Raw genomic sequence first — 18,577 nt, forward strand, 5'->3', positions numbered from 1 at the left:
GAACCCTCATGCTGAGCGCACAACAACTCGAAATCACCTTCAACCCCGGCACGCCCATCGAAACGCGGGCGCTGCGCGGCATGTCGCTGGACATTCCCGACGGCCAGTTCGTCACCGTCATCGGCTCCAACGGCGCCGGCAAGTCCACCTTCCTGAACGCCGTCTCGGGCGACCTGTCCGTGGACAAGGGCCGCATCGAGATCGCCGGCCAGGACATGACGCGCCTGCCCGTGTGGGCCCGCTCCGAGCGCGTGGCCCGCGTCTTCCAGGACCCCATGGCGGGCACCTGCGAGGACCTGACCATCGAGGAAAACATGGCCCTGGCCCAACGCCGCGGCACCTTCCGCCGCCTGAGCCGCGCCGTCAAGGCAGAGATGCGCGACAACTTCCGCGAGCGCCTGTCCATCCTGGGCCTGGGCCTGGAAAACCGCCTGACCGACCGCATCGGCCTGCTCTCTGGCGGCCAGCGCCAGGCCGTGAGCCTGCTGATGGCGGCGCTGCAGCCTTCGCGCATCCTGCTGCTGGACGAGCACACCGCCGCGCTCGACCCGCGCACGGCCGACTTCGTGCTGCAGCTGACGGCGCGCATCGTCTCCGAGGCCAAGCTCACCACCATGATGGTCACCCACAGCATGCGCCAGGCGCTGGACGTGGGCGAGCGCACGGTGATGCTGCACCAGGGCCAGGTGGTGCTCGACGTCAGCGGCGAAGAACGCGCCCGCATGGACGTGCCAGACCTGCTGCACATGTTCGAGAAGGTGCGCGGCGAAAAGCTGGCCGACGACGCGCTGCTGCTGGGCTGAGCGCTCCGCACTTCCGGGAACAAGGGGCGCTGCGGCGCCCCTTGTTCATGGGATGGCTACGGGCTGGCTATACCCACACGTCGTTCAACGCCGTCCTCTCGCCGCCTTCCTCCCCGGTGTTCAGCACCCCGCGCGGCTCGATCAGCATGAGGCGGGCTTCCCGCTCGGCGCTGGGCTTGTGCTCCGTGCCTTTGGGGACCACGTACAGCTCGCCCTGGCGCAGCAGCACATGGCCATCACGGAAGTCGATGCGCAGCTCGCCATCCAGCACCAGGAAGGCTTCATCCGTTTCGGCATGCGAGTGCCAGATGAACTCGCCCTGCACGCGCACGATCTTGAACTGGTAGTCGTTCATCTCGGCGACGACGCGGGGGCTCCACTGGCCGGTGAAGCGGCTGAATTTGTCGGGGAAGTTGATGGCCTCGTAGGGGCGGTTTCCAACGGGGAACGTCATGGGCAGACCTTATGAAAGCGTGTGAAGCCTCCATGCTAGGAAGCGCCTTCCCTGCGGTCTTGCACGATCGTGCAGCTCAGGCCGCGCCCAGGCGCCTGAGCCAGCGTGCGGGCGGCACGCCATAGGCCATGGCGAACTGGCGCGCCATGTGGCTCTGATCGAAGAAGCCGGCCTGCAGTGCGGCATCGGCCACGCCCTGCCCCGCCAGCAGCAGGCGCCGCACGGTGTCCAGCCGGCGCATGGTCAGGTAGCGGTAGGGGCTGGTGCCGTAGAGCGCGCGGAAGTCACGGCACAGCCGCCAGCGGTCCAGGCCACTGGCCTGTGCCAGGGTATCCAGGGTCACGCCCTGCACCAGCGCGTCGTGGATGCAGGCGCGGGCGCGCTCCACGGCCCCCAGGTCGGGCAGGCGCCGGACGTTGCGCCGGCCCGCCACGGCGTCCAGCGCGCATGCCAGGTCGTAGATGGCGTCGTCGCGCGCCAGCGGCTCCAGGTCTTCATCCAGGCCCTGCAGCAGCGGCAGCAGCGCGGCCTTGAGCCGCGGATCGGCAGACAGCCCGCCCTCGACAAAGGGCAAGGGCCTGCCGCCGAGCACCTGCTGGATCAGGGCCGGCTCCACATAGACCATGCGGTAGCGAAAACCTGCGTCGGTGCCCGCGTGGCCGTCATGCAATTCATCGGGATGCAGCACCATGGCACCGCCCGGCAGGCTGTGCCGCTGGCTGCGGCGGTAGGCAAAGCTCTGCACGCCGGACAGCGTCAGGCCCAGTGCATAGGTGTCGTGCCTGTGGGGCGCATAGCCGTGCCCGCCGAAGTAGGCCTCGATGCGCTCCAGGCCTGCACCCAGCTGCGAATGCCGGACCCAGTCGCTGGAGATGCTCGTTTCTGCCATGTGGGTTGGTGGTGAGGGGTGTGCAAAGCAGCCGCAGATGGTAACTGCGGGCCAGTGACCTCAAGGCGAGCAGGCCGGCTGCTCCGCGCCCGGCACGGCCTGGATTGCCGGTGCGCGGCGCATGCCCGCCGACACCACCCACCCCAGCAGCGCGATCAGCGCAGCACCCCATTCGGCCTGCTGCAGCCCCCGGGCCGTGGCCTCGCGCAGCGCATCGGGCGCCGTGATGCCGGCCAGCGGCGCGGTGGCCACCATGACCAGCAGGGCCAACCCCAGCGCCGCGCCCACTTGCTGGGCCGTGGCCGCAATGCCCGATGCCACGCCCTGCTGCGCAGCCGCCACGCCCTGGCCTGCCACCACCCACATGGCGGTCCAGCACGCGCCCTGGCCCAGGCTGAGCACCACGAAGCCGGGCACCAGCCAGACATAGCTGCCGCCCAGCGGCAGCGCCCAGGCCATGTAGGCCAGGCCGATGGTGCCTGCGGCCCAGCCCCCCATCAGCACGGCGCGCGGTGTGGAGCGGTGCAGCCAGTGTTCGGCCCAGCGGATACCCAGCGTGCAGACCGCCGTGGGCAGCAAAAAGGCCATGCCAGCCTGCAGCGGGCTCCAGCCGAAGATCTGCTGGAAATACAGCGCCAGAAAGTAGTACTGCACGCCAAAGCTGCTCATGAAGATCATGGTCAGCAGCATGGCCGCGCGCAGGCTGGGAACGCGCAGCAGGGACAGCGGCATCAGCGGCGAGGCAATGCGCGCCTCGATGCGCCAGAACAGGGCCAGCGCCGCCATGGCCAAGGCCAACGTCCCCAGCGTGGCGGCGCTGGCAAAGCCCCATTCAGGGCCTTGCACCAGGGCCGTCACCAGCAGGCTGCTGCCCACGGTCACGCTCAGGCAGCCGGCCAGATCAAAGCCCTGGCCCGGCGCGGCACGCCCGGTATGGGCCGAGGGCGGCAGAAAGCGCAGCGCCGCCATGGCACACGGCCAGGCCACGGGCACCAGCACCCACAGCACCCAGTTCCAGCCCAGCGTCTGCGTGAGCACGCCGCCCAGCAGCGCGCCGGCCGCCAGCCCGCCGGCCGACGCCATGCTCCACACGGCCAGGGCGCGGTTGCGCTCGGGCCCGGCCGCATACAAGGTGTTGATCAGCGACAGCGTGGCCGGAAACAGCAGCGCCCCGGCCACGCCCTGCCCTGCGCGGCCCAGCACCAGTTGCCAGGGCTGCGAGGCAAAGCCGCCGACCAGGGAGGCCAGGCCGAACAGCGCCATGCCCGCCACATACATGCGCCGCTTGCCCAGCAGGTCCGCGCAGCGCCCGCCCAGCAGCAGGCAGCCGCCAAAGGCCACGCTGTAGGCACTGACTACCCATTGCAGATGGTGCGCGTCCATCTGCAACTGCTGGCCCATGGCGTCGAGCGCGACGAAGACGATGGTGGCATCCAGCGCAATCAGCAGCTGGGACAGGGACAGCAGCGCCAGGGCGGCGCGCGGGTGGCGCAGGGCGCCGGGGGAATCGGTCATTGGCATGGCGCCGATCCTAATTAATGCACTTGTGAAGATAAACAGCAGATTTTCATTTTTCTTATGCAAAACTGCATTAATCGAATCTGGAGACATGCCATGGATCTCAACGCCGTGCACCTGCTCATCAAGGTGGCCGAAAGCCGCAGCTTCACCCAGGCCGCCACGCTGCTGGGCACCAGCCAGCCCCGCATCTCGCGCGCCGTGGCCCAGCTGGAAAAGGACCTGGGCACGCGGCTGCTGCACCGCAATACGCGCAGCGTCTCGCTCACGCCTGATGGCTGTGCGCTGGTGGACCGCTGCGCCCCGCTGATTGCCGGGCTGGAAGAGGCCCGCCAGCTGGTCAGCGACCGGCGCTGCGCGCCCAGCGGCGTGCTGCGCATGACGGCGCCGTCCATGCTGGGCCGCATCGTGCTGGTGCCGCTGCTGGGGCAGTTGCTGCGCGAGCATCCGCAGCTGCAGATCGACACCAGCTTCACCGACCGCATGGTGGACATGGTGGAAGAAGGCTTTGACGCGGCCGTGCGCATCGGCCCGCTGGCAGACAGCCGCATGATTGCCCGCGCCCTGCCGCCGCTGCGCTGGGTGACCGTGGCCTCGCCCGCCTACCTGGCGGCGCGCGGCACGCCGCAGACGCTGCAGGAGCTGGCGCAGCACAGCTGCATGGCCGTCTACAACCACTACCTGGGCCGGCGCGTGCCCTGGCAGTTCCTGGCGGGCAATGGCGAGATGCTGGACTGGCCTGCGCCACAGACCGTGACCTTCGACAGCGGCGATCCGCTGGTGGAAGGCTCGCTGGGCGGCCTGGGCGTGGCCCAGGTCATGGAGTTCGCGGTACGCGAGCACCTGCAGGCGGGCCGGCTGGTGCGGCTGCTGCCCCAGCATGAGGGCCGAGCCCGCGAACTGTCCCTGGTCTACCCGCGCACGCGCCAGGCCTCGCCGCGCATCAAGGCACTGGCCCAGCTGCTGCTGGCGCAGACACAGTGGTAGGCAAGCAGGCGGGCCGCAGACGGCGTGGCGCCATGCACACAGTAGGTTCGGATTCAGTTCCGCTTATGTGGGTGAAGGGGGATTAAACTCCTGCCTTTCCACGATGGCAGCGTTCTCGGACAATCACGCCTTTTCGTGGTGCATGCACCTTGATGGGGCCGCGACACAGCGGCTCTTTTGTTTTTCCTGTTTTGCATTCCTGCCCCCGCGCCGGCCAGCGGCCGCGCGGGATCTGATCCACCAATCGACACATCCATGGCAGCAGAAAACTCCAAGAATGCCGCTCCCACCGCGCTCAGGCGCGAACTCAAGGCGCGGCATCTGTCCATGATCGCCATCGGCGGCTCCATCGGCACCGGCCTCTTCGTTGCCTCGGGCGCCACCATCTCGCAGGCCGGCCCCGGCGGCGCCCTGCTGGCCTACATGATCGTGGGCCTGATGGTCTACTTCCTCATGACCAGCCTCGGCGAAATGGCCGCGAACCTTCCCGTCTCGGGCTCATTCGCCACCTACGGCGCGCGCTATGTGGACGAAGGCTTCGGCTTCGCGCTGGGCTGGAACTACTGGTACAACTGGGCCGTCACCATTGCCGTGGACCTGGTGGCCGCCCAGCTGGTCATGGCCTACTGGTTCCCCGACGGCAACGGCATGCTGTGGAGCGCCCTGTTCCTGGCCATCATGTTCGGCCTCAACGCCATCTCGGTCAAAGGCTTCGGCGAGGCCGAGTACTGGTTCGCCGCCATCAAGGTGACCACCGTCATCCTCTTCATCGGCGTGGGCGTGCTCATGATCCTGGGCATCGTGCGGGGCGGCGCGCCTGAAGGCGTCTGGGGCAACTTTGCCCTGTGGAGCCAGGGCGACGCGCCCTTTGCGGGCGGTTTCTCGGCGCTGATCGGCGTGGCCATGATCGTGGGCTTTTCCTTCCAGGGCACGGAGCTCATCGGCATTGCCGCCGGCGAATCCGAGAACCCCGCCAAGAACGTGCCCCGCGCCGTGCGCCAGGTGTTCTGGCGCATTTTGCTGTTCTACGTCTTCGCCATTCTGGTCATCAGCCTGCTGATCCCCTACACCGATCCGCACCTGCTCAAGAATGATCTGGGCGACATCAGCGTGAGTCCCTTCACCCTGGTCTTCGAGCGCGCTGGCCTGCTGTCGGCCGCCGCCGTGATGAACGCCGTGGTGCTGACCTCGGTGCTGTCGGCCGGCAATTCGGGCATGTACGCCTCCACGCGCATGCTCTACACGCTGGCCTGCCAGCGCATGGCGCCGCGCATGTTCTCATATGTCAACAAGCGTGGCGTGCCCACGCTGGCCCTGCTGGCCACCACCGTGGTGGCGGCGCTGTGCTTCCTGACCAACATCTTCAGCCCGCAGCTGGTCTACATCTGGCTGCTGAATCTGTCGGGCATGACGGGCTTCATCGCCTGGCTGGGCATTGCCATCAGCCACTACCGCTTCCGCAAGGGTTTCGAGGCCCAGGGCCTGGACCTGAACCAGCTGCCCTACCGCGCATCCTGGTTCCCGTTCGGCCCCATCTTCGCCTTCGTGCTGTGCATGGTGATCACGCTGGGCCAGAACTACGAGGCCTTCATGGCCGACCGCATCGACTGGACCGGCGTGGTCGCCACCTACATCGGCCTGCCGCTGTTCCTGCTGATCTGGGGCGGCTACCGCCTGGTCAAGGGCACGCACATCGTGAAGTACAAGGACATGCAGCTGGGCTCCAACGTCGATTGACGCCCGGCCCAGTCCCCATGAAAAACAGCCCGCAGATGCGGGCTGTCGTCTTTCAGGCATCGGCCGACCATACGGCCAGTTCGTACCCGTCCGGATCGGTGAAGTGGAACCTGCGGCCACCCGGGAACGCGAACACCGCGCGGCTGATCACGGCCCCAGCCGCCTCCACGCGGCGCTGCGCCTCGGCCAGATCGTCGGCGTAGAGGATGACCAGCGGGCCGCCGGGCCGCACCTCCTCGCCCGTGGTGAAGCCGCCCGTCAGCCGGCCGTCGCTGAACTCGGTGTAGCTCGGCCCATAGTCGGTGAAGGTCCAGCCGAAGGCCTCGCCGTAGAACGCCTTGCTGCGTGCGATGTCGGCCACGTTGAACTCGATGTTGTCGATCTGGTGGTTCTTGCCCCTGATGCCCATGTGCTGCTCCGTTGAATACTGGTAGGCCGCCATCATCGGCCACGCCGTGGCAGCGGTCTTGAACAAAACGGCCAGACGGGCCGCTCAATCCAGCAGTTGCTGCAGGGCAGCGCGGGGCGTGATGCCGCACAGCGCCCTCACTTCGCGCGACAAATGCGCCTGGTCCGCATACCCGGCGTCCGCCGCCAGCGCCGCAAGACCTGCCTGCTGATCAGACCGTGCCAGGGCCAGCAGGCGCTGAAAGCGCATCACGCGCTCCAACGTCTTGGGGCCGTAGCCAAACTGCGCGTGGCACAAGCGGCGCAGGCTGCGCTCGGACATGTCCAGCTGCGCGCGCATGGCGGCCAGCACACCGGATTCATCCCGCCCGGCTGCAGCCGCCACATTGAACAGCTCCATGGCCTGCCGGTCCGGCGCTGGGGCGTCGCGGCCCATTTGCACCAGTCCATGGATGAACACGGCCTGCCCTGCGCCCGGCTGCGCATCGTTGATGCGATGCACCCACTCCCGCGCGCGCGGCCCCAGCAGATCGCCCAGTTCCACCGCCTGCCCCACGATCTCGTCCATGGGCAGGCCCAGCCAGGCGCTGGCCGCACCGGGGCCGAAGCGCGCCCCCCATACCTCGGACCCCGGCACCAGCGCGGGCCGCGCAGCCACCCTGTCAGGCCCCACGGCCAGCAGCCGCCCGCCCTTGCAGACGATGTCCACGCAGCCATCGGGCACCACGAGAAAGCCGCCGGCATAGTCCGGGGCCACGGTGCTGCTCCACAGGCACTGGAAGTGCGGCTGCAAGGCGGGCGGCGGGCAGTGTTCGCGGTAGGGGGCGGGCGGCGGCGCCTGGCCAGAGGGCATGGACTTCAGACCCCCAGCGGCAGGTCGGCCTTCTTCAGCGTGCGCAGCACAAAGCTGGACTGGCTGTGGCGAATGCCCTTGATCTTGTAGAGCTTCTCGCGCAGCAGGCGCTCGTAGTCACGCGTGTCCTTGACGACGACGCGCAGCAGGTAGTCGTACTCGCCCGAGACCAGGTGCGCCTCCACCACCTCGGGAATGGTCGCCAGCATCTCGCCGAATTTCTCCAGCGTGTTGTCCGAGTGGCTGTCCAGCGTGACCTGCACCAGCACCGTATCGCCCAGGCCCAGCGCCAGCGGGTTCAGGCGCACGGTATAGCCCTCGATCACCCCCGCCTCTTCCAGCTTCTTGATGCGCGCCCAGCAGGGCGAGGCGCTCAGGCCCACGGCGGCGCCGATTTCCTGCAGGCTGGCGCGCGCGTTGGCCTGCAAGGCGGAAAGAATCTTTCTGTCGAGGGTATCCATGGCCGGCAATCTACTGCAAAACAGGCAGTTGCAGAATAATTTTCTGTAGCAACGCCTGTTTTGAAGAAATAAAGTAGCATTTTCTGAGGCCAAACGCGCACACTTGTCTGCATGGGAGCACGCTTACCGGCGCAGCAAAACCATTCACCCAGCCCCGCCGACTACCGCCAGCGCCCGGATGCGTGATCCAGACCAGGAGCCCGTTACAGGCCGCCCCGCTTATCCGCAGCGGGGCGGCCTGTTGCATTGGGGCACCTGGCAGACGACAGACAGCGCTTTCCCGCAATGGCCGCCGGTGCACAATGGCCCCCCGCAAGCCTGCACGGCGGACATATACGGGCGCACGCCACATCAACCAATCGGACCCTTGATCCACACGCAAGACAATCCCACCGAAGGCGGCCGGGGGCACTGGCAAACGGGTGCTGCAGCGCAATGGCTGATGCAGACCCTGGTGCAGGCCCTGGCAGCTGCAGCGCTTCTGGCACTGCTCACCCGCTTGCTGCCCAATCCCCAGGCAGCCCAGGGCATCGCGGTCTTTCCCGGCAGGAGCATGGCGCCGGCCGCCATGCTGCTTTACGCGTACATGGGCTCGGCCCTGGCCATCACGCTGATGAGCCTGATCCTGTGGTGCTGGCTCAGGGAAAGGCTCTACATTCTTTGCGCCGCGCTCCTGGCAGCCGGCTTTGCCTACGCTGCTTTCCGTTACCGGCCCGAAGGCCTGTGGCTGCCCGGCGCCGACCAGCCCCAGCATGCGCTGTCCATCGCCTACTGCAGCTTCTGTGTGGTGGCGACGGTGTTTTTCAGCCAATTGTTCGAGTTCCGTCGCCATTGGATCTGGGCTGCGCACCTCTTCAGCGTGGTGGCCTGGCTGAATGCCATCGCACTGGGCATGGCACTGTTGGGTGGCTATCCGCAGATCTCGCGTGCCGTGGTGTTCACGGCCCTGGTGTCCACATCGTTCGGTGCGGTCTTCGTGCTGTACCTGCTGGTGGTTCGAAGGCAGTGGCAATACCTGCCGGGCGCGCTGGCGTTTGCGGTGCCTTCCGCCCTGGGCATCCTGAACCTGCTGAGAACCCAGGGCCTGCTGCCGGATGTTGCGCTGCCATCGGCCCAGATGCTCTGGTTTGCCGGGCGTGTTTCCGAGGCCATCCTGCTGGGAATGGCGGTGACCAACCGCACGCGGGTGGCGGAGCGCGCCCTGCGCAGTGAGCGGATGCAGGCCCTGTCACGCGCCCAGGCTGCCGAGCGCGAACTGGAGTCCAAGGTCCTGCAGCGCACCGCACAGCTGCAAACGGCCCAGCAGGCCCTGCAGACCGCCTTGCACAGCGAGCGGGAGATGCGGCTGGAACAGCGCCAGTTCTTCAACATGATCAACCACGAGTTCCGCACCCCGCTCACGATCGTGGACGGCGCCGCGACCGAGCTGCAGACGTTCCCGACGACGGACGCGGACTCCCTCATCGAGCAGGCGTCGCAGATACGCAGGGCCTCGCGCCGGCTGATGACCCTGGTGGACACCTGCCTGATCAACGACCGGCTGGACGCGGGCGCGTTCCGGCTGCAACTGGAGCAGACGCCATTGGATGAACTCCTGGAGGAGTCTGCAGAGCTCGTCGGCTGGTCCCGGCGGCATCGCCTGAAACTGGATCTGGAACACGGCCCGCAGCAATGGCAATGCGACCCTGTCCTGGTGCGCATCGCCATCTCCAACCTTGTCGGCAACGCCATCAAATATGCCAAGGCGGGCGACATCACCCTGGCCGCCCGCTGCGATGCGTCCGGTGACCTGCTGATTTCCGTCAGCGACCAGGGACCGGGCCTTGCGCCCGAAGCGGCAGGACAGGTTTTCGAGCCCTATGAACGCGCAAGCGCCACCCGGCACGTCAACGGGCATGGCCTGGGCCTGTCCGTGGTGAGGCGCATCGCCAGGCTGCACGCAGGCGACGCGTTCTTCCAGCCGGCTGCCGGAGGCGGGGCCTGCTTTGTCATCCGGCTGGGCCGGTTCCTGCCCGGCACGGCAGATGCCCGCCAGGAACGTCCGCCAGCGGCAAGGCCGGCCGCCGTGCCGCCGGGCATGCCCGCCTGACGCGGGCAAGGCCGGGGCCTTCGCCCCTGAAGCAGGGCGTGCTCGCGGCGCTCATGGGGCCGCCGCTGCACGGGCCGTCCCGCCCTGCACCACCAGCAGCACGCCACCCAGGATCAAGGCCACGCCGGCCAGGCGCGTCGCATTGACCGGCCGTGCGCCCAGGCCCATCAGGCCGAAGTGGTCGACCAACACCGAGACCACGATCTGCCCCGCCACCACGCAAACCAGAAAGCCGCCTGCGCCCAGCCTGGGCGTGACGGCGGCCGCGCTGGCCACATAGATGGCCCCCAGTACACCGCCTATCCATAGCCACCATGGCCCCGCTGCCGCCTGGGCCATGGCCGGAGCGGGCGCCCGCAGCACCCACAGTGCAGGCACCACGACCATGACGCTCACGGCCAGCGAGACCAGCGCGCCCCACAGCGGGTGGCCCAGCAGGCGGCCCACCAGGGCATTGCTGGCGGCCTGGAATGGCAGCATGGCCCCCGCCATCAGCGCCAGGGCCACGGGAGCAAGGGCGGTGAATGTGCTTTTACCTGTCATGCAGCAAGACCTTTCTTGTTCTGTCAATCGATGCCTGCATGCTCTCGCATCCAGCGTGTTGATGGAAATCGTTTGTGTGCACGGTCTATATTCATGGCATGGATGAACTGCGCCGGATCGACCTCAACCTGCTGCTGGCCCTGCACGCCCTGCTGGCCGAAAAACATGTGACGCGTGCGGCCCTGCGGCTGCACAAGAGCCAGCCGGCCATGAGCCATTCGCTGGCGCAGCTGCGCGAGCATCTGGGCGACCCGTTGCTGGTGCGGCGCGGCGGCCGCATGGCGCTGACGGCACGCGCACAAGGCCTGGTGCAACCGCTGGCGGATGCGCTGGGCAGCCTCAACGGCTTGCTGGCGCAGGCGGAGTTCGACCCAGCCCACGCACGCGGACGGCTGCGGCTGGCGCTGTCGGACTACGCATCGCGCATCGTGCTGCCGCCGCTGATGCGGCATCTGCGCCAGCACGCACCCGGGCTGGACCTGGCCATCAGCCAGTCCACGCGCGAGGTGATGCTGGCCCAGCTGGCCGATGGCGAACTGGACCTGGCCCTGGGCCCCTTCCCCGGCGCACCCGACCTACCCGACGGCATCGAGGTGCAGGATCTTTTCCAGGAACAGTTCGTGAGCGTGGCCGACCAGGCCGTGCTGCCTGCACGCGGCGGGCTGTCACTGCAGGACTGGCTGCAGCGTCCGCACGTCATGCTGGCCATGCGGCCCGACGCCAGCGAGGAGATCGAACGGGCGCTGGCCGCCCAAGGCCTGAGCCGCCGCGTGGTGCTGGCCCTGCCCCACTGGAGCGCAGCGCTGGAGGTGCTGGCAGGCACCGACCTCGTGCTGACCGTGGGCAGCCGCGCCATTGGCGACCTGCGCCGCCACAAAACGCTGCGCCGTTTCGCTCCGCCGCTGGAGCTGCCCCGGTTTGCCTACCAGCAGGCATGGCATGTGCGCAAGCAGGGGGATGCCATGCATCGGTGGCTGCGCAACTCGATGGCGCAGTGCTGTACTGCGCAGAAGTAAACGCAGGCCGCAGCCTCAGGCTGCCACCACCACCCTCAGCAACTGCTTCTGTATCTTCCCGCTGGCCGTCTTGGGCAGGGCCTCGCGGAAGTGGTAGCGGCGCGGGCGCTTGTAGGCAGCCAGGCGGTCGCCATGGACCAGGAAGGCGTCCAGCGCCTCGGCCGTGGGCGTGGCGCCAGGCTTGGCGACCACGTGGGCGGCGACGATCTGGCCCCAGCGCTCGTCGGCCTCGCCGATGACGGCGACTTCGAGCACATCGGCGTGCTCGACCAGGGCGTCTTCCACTTCGCGGGGATAGACGTTCTCGGCGCCCGAATTGATCATGTAGTCGATGCGGTCGCGGATCCAGAGATAGCCGTCGTCGTCGATGTGGCCCAGGTCGCCCGTGTGGTACCAGCCGTGCGCCAGGGCACGGGTGTTGGCGTCAGGGCGGTTGAGGTAGCCGGCCATCATGCAGGGACCGCGCACCAGGATCTCGCCCACCTCGCCAGGCAGGCAGGCCTCGGCCGGATCGGTGGGGGCGTTGTCTTCGCGCAGGCGGGCCACGATGAGGTCATGGCCCATGGAGGGCAGCCCCGCCGAGCCCGCGTGCGAGAGTTGCTCGCGCGGCAGGAGGATGGACATGCAGGGCCCCATCTCGGTGGTGCCGTAGACCTGGACCAGGTCGCTGCCGACCTTGCGTGTCCATTCGCGGATCAGGTGCGGCGCCATGGAGGCGCCGCCGTACTCCACCAGCCGCAGCGCGGGCGCCTGCTCAGGCGAGGCGATGGGGTCGGCCAGCAGCATGGTGACCATGGTGGGCGCCGCGAAGAAGAAGCTCACGCGCTCTTCGCGGAGCAGGCGCCAGGCCTCGGTCACGTCGAAGCGCCGCAGCAGCACCTGGGTGGCACCGGCCTGCAGGCGCGGCAAAAAGCTGGTGTGCAGCTCGGCCGTGTGGTTGAGCGGCGCCATGGCCAGGCCCACGTCGTCGCGCGTGAACTGCATGGTCTGGTGCATGAGGGCGTTGTGCGCCAGCTTGCTGCGGTGCGTATGCAGCACGCCCTTGGGCCGGCCCGTGGTGCCGCTGGTGTACATGAGGATGCAGGGATCGCTCTCGCGCACATGGGCCTGGGGCGGCGCGCTGCTGCGGCCCCTGGCCAGGGCGGACAGGCGCTGCGTGGCCCAGACCGGCAGCGGGTCGGCCGGGGCATCGTCGGCAAAGATCCAGTGCTCGATGCCTGCGCCAGTGCCGCCGCCTTCGGCCTTGAGCAGGGCCTGGGCGCGCGCGGCCACCTCGCCGCCCTCGTGCTCGAACACCAGGGCGCGCGCTGCGCCGTCCTTGAGGATGAAGGCCAGCTCCTGGGCCGCCAGCCGGTAGTTGATGGGGTTGAAGATGGCGCCCAGGCGCGCGGCCGCCAGCATGGTGAAGACAAAGGCCGGCGTGTTGTAGAGAAAGGCCGCGACCACGTCGCCATGGCCTATGCCCAGCTCGGCCAGGCCGTGGGCGTGGCGGTTGACTTCGGCATCGAGCTGGGCGTAGGTCCAGGCGCGGCGCTCGCCGCCCTCCCACGCGACCAGGGCTTCCTTGTTCGGCAGGTAACGTGCCGGCCAGGCCAATGTGTCTCCCAGCGTCTGCTGCATGTGCGCTTCTTCCTTCTCGCTCACGAGATTTCATATATCGATGCATCTCAATGTAGGAGATTTTTTAGACAGTTATGCAATTTGCAAATGCATCCATGCAGGCAAGCGCATGGAGCTGGGGCCGGCCCGCGGAAATCCCGAAGCCGCGCGGACGCTGGCCGCAGCTAGAATGCGCCGGTCAGGAGAGAGTGCCCGCCCGGCCGCAATGGTCACAGGCAGCGGCACCGCCGAAGGCGCAGGGTTCGCCCCGAACGCTCAGGCAAAAGGACTGGCACCGCCTGCCGCCACGGCCGCAGGCGTTCCTAGCTGGAGAGAGATGCAGGGCACGGCGGTGTGCCCCATCCACCGAAGGAGCAAGCCCCACGCATGGAAGGTGCGGGTGAATCTCTCAGGTAAAGCGGACAGCAGGGCAGGACATCCCGGGATTCCGGGATGGCGTTGTGCCTTGCCCCTTGCCGAAAAGAGAGTCCCTCCTTGACCGCTGCCTCCACCACCGATCTGCTCAAGACCCCGCTGTTCGACCTGCACCAGGAACTGGGCGCGCGCATGGTGCCGTTTGCCGGCTACTCCATGCCCGTGCAATATCCGCAGGGGCTGATGGCCGAGCACCTGCACACGCGCGAGGCGGCAGGCCTGTTCGATGTCTCGCACATGGGCCAGATCAGCCTGCGCGGCCCGGATGCCGGCGCGGCGCTGGAATCGCTGCTGCCCATGGACGTGCTGGGCCTGGGCGAACACCGCCAGCGCTACGGCCTGCTGCTCAACGACGCGGGCGGCATTCTGGACGACCTGATGTTCGTGCGCCGCGAGGACGACCTGTTCCTGATCGTCAACGGCGCCTGCAAGCACGAAGACCTGGCGCACATAGAGGCCCGCATCGGCCAGCGCTGTGAAATCGAGCCCCAGTTCGACCGGGGCCTGCTGGCGCTGCAGGGCCCGCAGGCCGCCGCGGCCATGGAGCGCCTGCTGCCCGACACGGCCGGGCTGGTGTTCATGACGGGCGGCTACTTCGACTGGGAAGGCGCCGAGCTGTACATCACGCGCAGCGGCTATACCGGCGAGGACGGCTTCGAGATCTCCCTACCCGCCAGCCACGCCGAAGCCTTTGCCCGTGCCCTGCTGGCCCAGCCCGAAGTTAGGCCCGTGGGCCTGGGCGCGCGCAATTCGCTGCGCCTGGAAGCCGGCCTGTGCCTGTACGGCAACGATCTGGACACGACCACCACCCCGGCCGAGGCCGCCCTGACCTGGGCCGTGCAGAAGGTCCGCCGCATTGGTGGCGAGCGCGAAGGCGGCTTTCCCGGCGCGGCCACCGTGCTGGCCCAGCTGCAATCGCCCGAGCTGCTCACGCGCAAGCGCGTGGGCCTGGTGGCCCTGGAGCGCGTGCCCGTGCGCGAAGGCACGGAGCTGCTGGACGCCAGCGGCCGCAAGGTCGGCCAGGTCACCAGCGGCCTGCTGTCGCCCACGCTGAACCAGCCCGTGGCACTGGCCTATGTGGAGCCGGGCAGCGCCGCCATCGGCACCACGCTGCAGGCCATGGTGCGCGGCAAGGCCGTGCCCATGCAGGTGCAGGCCACGCCCTTCGTGGCGCCCCGCTATCACCGCGGTTGAGGACAGCCTGCGCGCTTGGCGTGGATCGAGTTCGGCGGATTCGTTTTTCCTGCCATCGCATGCCGCTACAGTGCGCACTGACCTTTCTCAAACCGCCTTTCACAGGTTTTTTTTAGTTTCTATCGGAGCAAGCCATGAGCATCCAGTATTCCAAGGACCACGAATGGATCAACGCCGCCAACCCTGACGCGGCCATCGTCGGCATCACCCTCCACGCGCAGGATGCGCTGGGCGACGTGGTGTTCGTCGATCTGCCCGCCGTGGGCACCAGCTTCAACCAGGGCGATGTGGCCGGCGTGGTCGAGTCCGTCAAGGCCGCCGCCGATGTCTACATGCCCGTCAGCGGCGAGATCGTCGAAGTCAACGAAGCCCTGCGCGACGACCCCTCCCTGGCCAACAGCGACCCGCTGGGCGAAGGCTGGTTCTTCAAGGTCAAGCTCAGCGACGCAGGCCAGCTGGCCGCGCTGCTCGACGAAGCCGCCTACACGGCCTTCGCACAGAGCAACTGACGCCACTTTCCGGCCAGGACGGGCGCCAGGGCCCGCCCTGGCGCTTTTCAGCTTTTGAGACAGGTCCCTCCATGCTGATGTCCTCCACCCAGCCCCTTGCCGCCCTCGAGAACGCCACCGAATTCGTGGCCCGCCATATCGGCATCGCGCCCGAAGACGAGGCCCACATGCTCAGCGCCATTGGCGCGGCATCGCGCGATGCGCTGATCGACGCCATCGTCCCGCCCTCCATCCGGCGCCACCAGCCCATGGCGCTGCCGCCGGCCGCCACCGAGGCACAGGCGCTGGCCGAACTCAAGGCGCTGGCAGGCCGCAACCAGCTGCTCAAAAGCTTCATCGGCCAGGGCTACTACGGCACGCACACGCCCGGCGTCATCCTGCGCAACATTCTGGAGAACCCCGCCTGGTACACGGCCTACACGCCCTACCAGGCCGAGATCTCGCAAGGCCGCATGGAGGCCCTGGTCAACTTCCAGACCATGGTCTGCGACCTGACGGCCATGCCGATTGCCAACGCCTCCATGCTGGACGAGGCCACGGCGGCCGCCGAGGCCATGACGCTGGCCAAGCGCTCCGTCAAGAACAAGAGCAACCGTTTCGTGGTGGCGGGCGATGCCCACCCCCAGACCATCGAGGTCATCCAGACGCGCGCCGCGCCGCTGGGCATCGAGGTGCTGCTGGCCAACTCGCTGGAGGAATGGAACCAGCTGATGGAGGGCGACTACTTCGCCGTGCTGGCCCAGTACCCCGCCACCAGCGGCCGCATCGACGATCTGCGCGCCGACGTGGACAAGGCCCATGGCAAGCAGGCCGCCTTCATCGTGGCCACCGACCTGCTGGCGCTGACCCTGATCACGCCGCCCGGCGAATGGGGTGCCGACATCGTGGTGGGCACCACCCAGCGCTTTGGCATGCCCATGGGCGCGGGCGGCCCGCATGCCGCCTTCATGGCCTGCCGCGACGAGTTCAAGCGTTCCCTGCCCGGCCGCCTGGTCGGCGTGAGCGTGGACGTGCACGGCAAGCCCGCCTACCGCCTGGCACTGCAGACGCGCGAGCAGCACATCCGCCGCGAAAAGGCCACCTCCAACATCTGCACGGCCCAGGTGCTGCCCGCCGTGGTGGCCAGCATGTACGCCGTCTACCACGGCCCCGAGGGCCTGGAGCGCATCGCCCGCCGCGTGGCCTCGTACACGGCCATCCTGGCGCGCGGCCTGGCCGAGCTGGGCGCGCCGCTGCGCGAGGTGCCCAGCTTCGACACGCTGAGCCTGCACACGGGTGCGGCCACGCAGGCCATCGTGGAGCGTGCCGTGTCCCTGGGCGCCAACCTGCGTGTGTATTTCAAGGAATACCTGTGCATCTCGCTGGACGAGACCACCACGCGCGCCGATGTCGAGCTGCTGTGGAAGATCTTCGCCCGGGACGGCCAGGCCCTGCCCAGCTTCGCCGCCTTCGAAAAGGGCGTGGAGCCGCTGATCCCTGACGGCCTGCGCCGCAGCAGCGACTTCCTCACGCACCCGGTGTTCAACACCCACCGCTCCGAGACCGCCATGCTGCGCTACATCCGCCAGCTGTCGGACAAGGACCTGGCGCTGGACCGCAGCATGATTCCGCTGGGCTCCTGCACCATGAAGCTCAACGCCACCAGCGAGATGATTCCCATCACCTGGCCCGAGTTCGCCCAGGTGCACCCCTTTGCCCCGGCCGACCAGCAGCAGGGCTATGCGGAACTGGACAAGCAGCTGCGCGACTGGCTGTGCCAGGCCACGGGCTACGCCGGCATCAGCCTGCAGCCCAATGCCGGCAGCCAGGGCGAGTACGCGGGCCTGCTGGCCATCAAGGGCTGGCATGCGAGCCGGGGCCAGTCGCACCGCAACGTCTGCCTGATTCCCAGCAGCGCCCACGGCACCAACCCCGCCAGCGCGCAGATGGTGGGCATGCAGGTGGTGGTCACCGCCTGCGATGCCAACGGCAACGTCGATATGGCGGACCTGGCGGCCAAGTGCGAGCAGCACAGTGCCAACCTGGCCTGCATCATGATCACCTACCCCAGCACGCACGGCGTGTTCGAGACCCAGGTCAAGGAGCTGTGCAAGCTGGTGCATGACCACGGCGGCCGCGTCTACGTGGACGGCGCCAACATGAATGCCCTGGTGGGCCTGGCCGCGCCGGGCAGCTTCGGCGGCGATGTCAGCCACCTGAACCTGCACAAGACCTTCTGCATTCCGCACGGCGGCGGCGGCCCGGGCGTGGGCCCGGTCTGCGTGGTCGAGGACCTCGTCCCCTTCCTGCCCGGCCATGCCACGGCGGGCCTTGCGGGCGGCACGGGTGCCATCAGTGCCGCACCGCTGGGCAATGCGGCCGTGCTGCCCATCAGCTGGATGTACATCCGCATGATGGGTGCCCAGGGCCTGACCCTGGCCACCGAGACCGCCATCCTCAGCGCCAACTACATCAGCGCACGGCTGCGCGACCACTACCCCACGCTGTACGCGGGCGAGCACGGCCATGTGGCGCACGAGTGCATCCTGGACCTGCGCCAGTTCAAGGAAAGCACGGGCGTCATGGCCGAGGACGTGGCCAAGCGCCTGATCGACTACGGCTTCCATGCGCCCACGCTGTCCTTCCCCGTGCCCAACACGCTGATGGTGGAGCCCACCGAAAGCGAAAGCCTGTACGAGCTGGACCGCTTCGTGGACGCGATGATCGCCATCCGCGAGGAAATCCGCGCCATCGAGCAGGGCCGCCTGCCCCAGGACGACAACCCGCTCAAGAACGCGCCGCACACGGCCGAGACGCTGCTGGCCTCGGAATGGGCCCACCCCTACAGCCGCGAGGCCGCTGCCTACCCGGTGGCTGCCCTGCGCCAGTCCAAGTACTGGTGCCCGGTGGGCCGCGTGGACAACGTCTACGGCGACCGCAACCTGTACTGCAGCTGCATCCCCGTGGACGCTTACCTGAGCTGAAGCACCTGCCACCGAAAGGGGCGCTTGTGGCGCCCCGCCTGGCGCGCGTACACTGCGGCCCTGCCCGCGCCGGGCTCCGGTAATCTGCCGGACGCCGGGCGCGGGCCACCAGGATTTGT

16 protein-coding genes and 2 riboswitches are annotated in these 18,577 nt (G+C 68.1%); of the genes, 8 read left to right on the forward strand and 8 right to left on the reverse strand.

Going from position 1 to position 18,577, the window contains the following annotated elements:
* The first annotated feature begins 8 nt into the window (after nt 1-8).
* A complete protein-coding gene (locus DA1_RS21875; RefSeq protein ID WP_012206116.1) occupies nt 9-803 on the forward strand; it encodes an ABC transporter ATP-binding protein in 795 nt (264 codons plus the stop codon).
* 67 nt (nt 804-870) lie between these two features.
* Here the strand turns inward: DA1_RS21875 and DA1_RS21880 are convergent, their stop codons facing one another.
* From DA1_RS21880 to DA1_RS21890, 3 genes are all read right to left on the reverse strand, one after another.
* Nucleotides 871-1,257 (reverse strand): cupin domain-containing protein, encoded by a 387-nt coding sequence (locus DA1_RS21880; protein WP_034394856.1) that lies wholly within the window; start codon nt 1,255-1,257, stop codon nt 871-873.
* Nucleotides 1,258-1,333: 76 nt separating this feature from the next.
* Nucleotides 1,334-2,146 (reverse strand): AraC family transcriptional regulator, encoded by an 813-nt coding sequence (locus tag DA1_RS21885; RefSeq protein WP_034394859.1) that lies wholly within the window; start codon nt 2,144-2,146, stop codon nt 1,334-1,336.
* A 60-nt stretch (nt 2,147-2,206) separates the two neighbouring features.
* Nucleotides 2,207-3,667 carry an MFS transporter gene (locus DA1_RS21890; RefSeq protein ID WP_034394863.1) on the reverse strand — a complete coding sequence of 487 codons (1,461 nt, stop codon included), beginning with the start codon at nt 3,665-3,667 and terminating at the stop codon, nt 2,207-2,209.
* A gap of 93 nt (nt 3,668-3,760) precedes the next feature.
* On the opposite strand from DA1_RS21890, the gene DA1_RS21895 reads away from it, so the two are divergent.
* Both DA1_RS21895 and DA1_RS21900 read left to right on the forward strand, forming a co-directional pair.
* Complete coding sequence (locus tag DA1_RS21895; RefSeq protein WP_012206120.1) at nt 3,761-4,651, forward strand: LysR family transcriptional regulator; 891 nt, start codon at nt 3,761-3,763, stop codon at nt 4,649-4,651.
* A 255-nt stretch (nt 4,652-4,906) separates the two neighbouring features.
* Nucleotides 4,907-6,388, forward strand: coding sequence for an amino acid permease (locus DA1_RS21900; RefSeq protein ID WP_034394868.1), 1,482 nt, complete (start codon nt 4,907-4,909; stop codon nt 6,386-6,388).
* Nucleotides 6,389-6,440: 52 nt separating this feature from the next.
* Here the strand turns inward: DA1_RS21900 and DA1_RS21905 are convergent, their stop codons facing one another.
* From DA1_RS21905 to DA1_RS21915, 3 genes are all read right to left on the reverse strand, one after another.
* Nucleotides 6,441-6,797: a VOC family protein gene (locus DA1_RS21905; protein WP_012206122.1), complete on the reverse strand. Its 357-nt coding sequence runs from the start codon at nt 6,795-6,797 to the stop codon at nt 6,441-6,443.
* An 84-nt stretch (nt 6,798-6,881) separates the two neighbouring features.
* Entirely contained in the window at nt 6,882-7,649 is a 768-nt protein-coding gene (locus DA1_RS21910; RefSeq protein WP_034394871.1) for a helix-turn-helix domain-containing protein, read from the reverse strand.
* Nucleotides 7,650-7,654: 5 nt separating this feature from the next.
* Entirely contained in the window at nt 7,655-8,110 is a 456-nt protein-coding gene (locus DA1_RS21915) for an Lrp/AsnC family transcriptional regulator (protein ID WP_016446324.1), read from the reverse strand.
* 367 nt (nt 8,111-8,477) lie between these two features.
* Between DA1_RS21915 and DA1_RS21920 the strand changes: the two genes are divergently transcribed.
* A complete protein-coding gene (locus DA1_RS21920) occupies nt 8,478-10,199 on the forward strand; it encodes a sensor histidine kinase (RefSeq protein ID WP_373861122.1) in 1,722 nt (573 codons plus the stop codon).
* Nucleotides 10,200-10,250: 51 nt separating this feature from the next.
* Here DA1_RS21920 and DA1_RS21925 read toward each other — a convergent pair whose 3' ends face one another.
* On the reverse strand, nt 10,251-10,742 hold the full coding sequence (locus DA1_RS21925; RefSeq protein ID WP_034394874.1) for a DMT family transporter: 492 nt from the start codon (nt 10,740-10,742) through the stop codon (nt 10,251-10,253).
* Between the two features lie 98 nt (nt 10,743-10,840).
* On the opposite strand from DA1_RS21925, the gene DA1_RS21930 reads away from it, so the two are divergent.
* Complete coding sequence (locus DA1_RS21930) at nt 10,841-11,758, forward strand: LysR family transcriptional regulator (RefSeq protein WP_034394877.1); 918 nt, start codon at nt 10,841-10,843, stop codon at nt 11,756-11,758.
* A 15-nt stretch (nt 11,759-11,773) separates the two neighbouring features.
* On the opposite strand, the gene DA1_RS21935 is transcribed toward DA1_RS21930, so the two are convergent.
* On the reverse strand, nt 11,774-13,378 hold the full coding sequence (locus tag DA1_RS21935) for a fatty acid--CoA ligase (protein ID WP_034398700.1): 1,605 nt from the start codon (nt 13,376-13,378) through the stop codon (nt 11,774-11,776).
* A gap of 169 nt (nt 13,379-13,547) precedes the next feature.
* Nucleotides 13,548-13,659: riboswitch (glycine riboswitch) on the forward strand.
* Nucleotides 13,660-13,674: 15 nt separating this feature from the next.
* Nucleotides 13,675-13,793: riboswitch (glycine riboswitch) on the forward strand.
* Between the two features lie 59 nt (nt 13,794-13,852).
* Between DA1_RS21935 and gcvT the strand changes: the two genes are divergently transcribed.
* From gcvT to gcvP, 3 genes are all read left to right on the forward strand, one after another.
* The gene (gcvT, locus tag DA1_RS21940) at nt 13,853-14,986 is read left to right on the forward strand and encodes a glycine cleavage system aminomethyltransferase GcvT (protein ID WP_034394880.1); all 1,134 of its coding nucleotides are present in this window, start codon (nt 13,853-13,855) and stop codon (nt 14,984-14,986) included.
* Between the two features lie 134 nt (nt 14,987-15,120).
* On the forward strand, nt 15,121-15,495 hold the full coding sequence (gene gcvH / locus DA1_RS21945; protein WP_012206130.1) for a glycine cleavage system protein GcvH: 375 nt from the start codon (nt 15,121-15,123) through the stop codon (nt 15,493-15,495).
* 71 nt (nt 15,496-15,566) lie between these two features.
* Complete coding sequence (gcvP, locus tag DA1_RS21950) at nt 15,567-18,458, forward strand: aminomethyl-transferring glycine dehydrogenase (RefSeq protein WP_034394884.1); 2,892 nt, start codon at nt 15,567-15,569, stop codon at nt 18,456-18,458.
* The last annotated feature ends 119 nt before the right edge of the window (nt 18,459-18,577 follow it).

It is taken from the genome of Delftia acidovorans NBRC 14950, from assembly GCF_001598795.1.
Taxonomy (GTDB): Bacteria; Pseudomonadota; Gammaproteobacteria; order Burkholderiales; family Burkholderiaceae_C; genus Comamonas; species Comamonas acidovorans.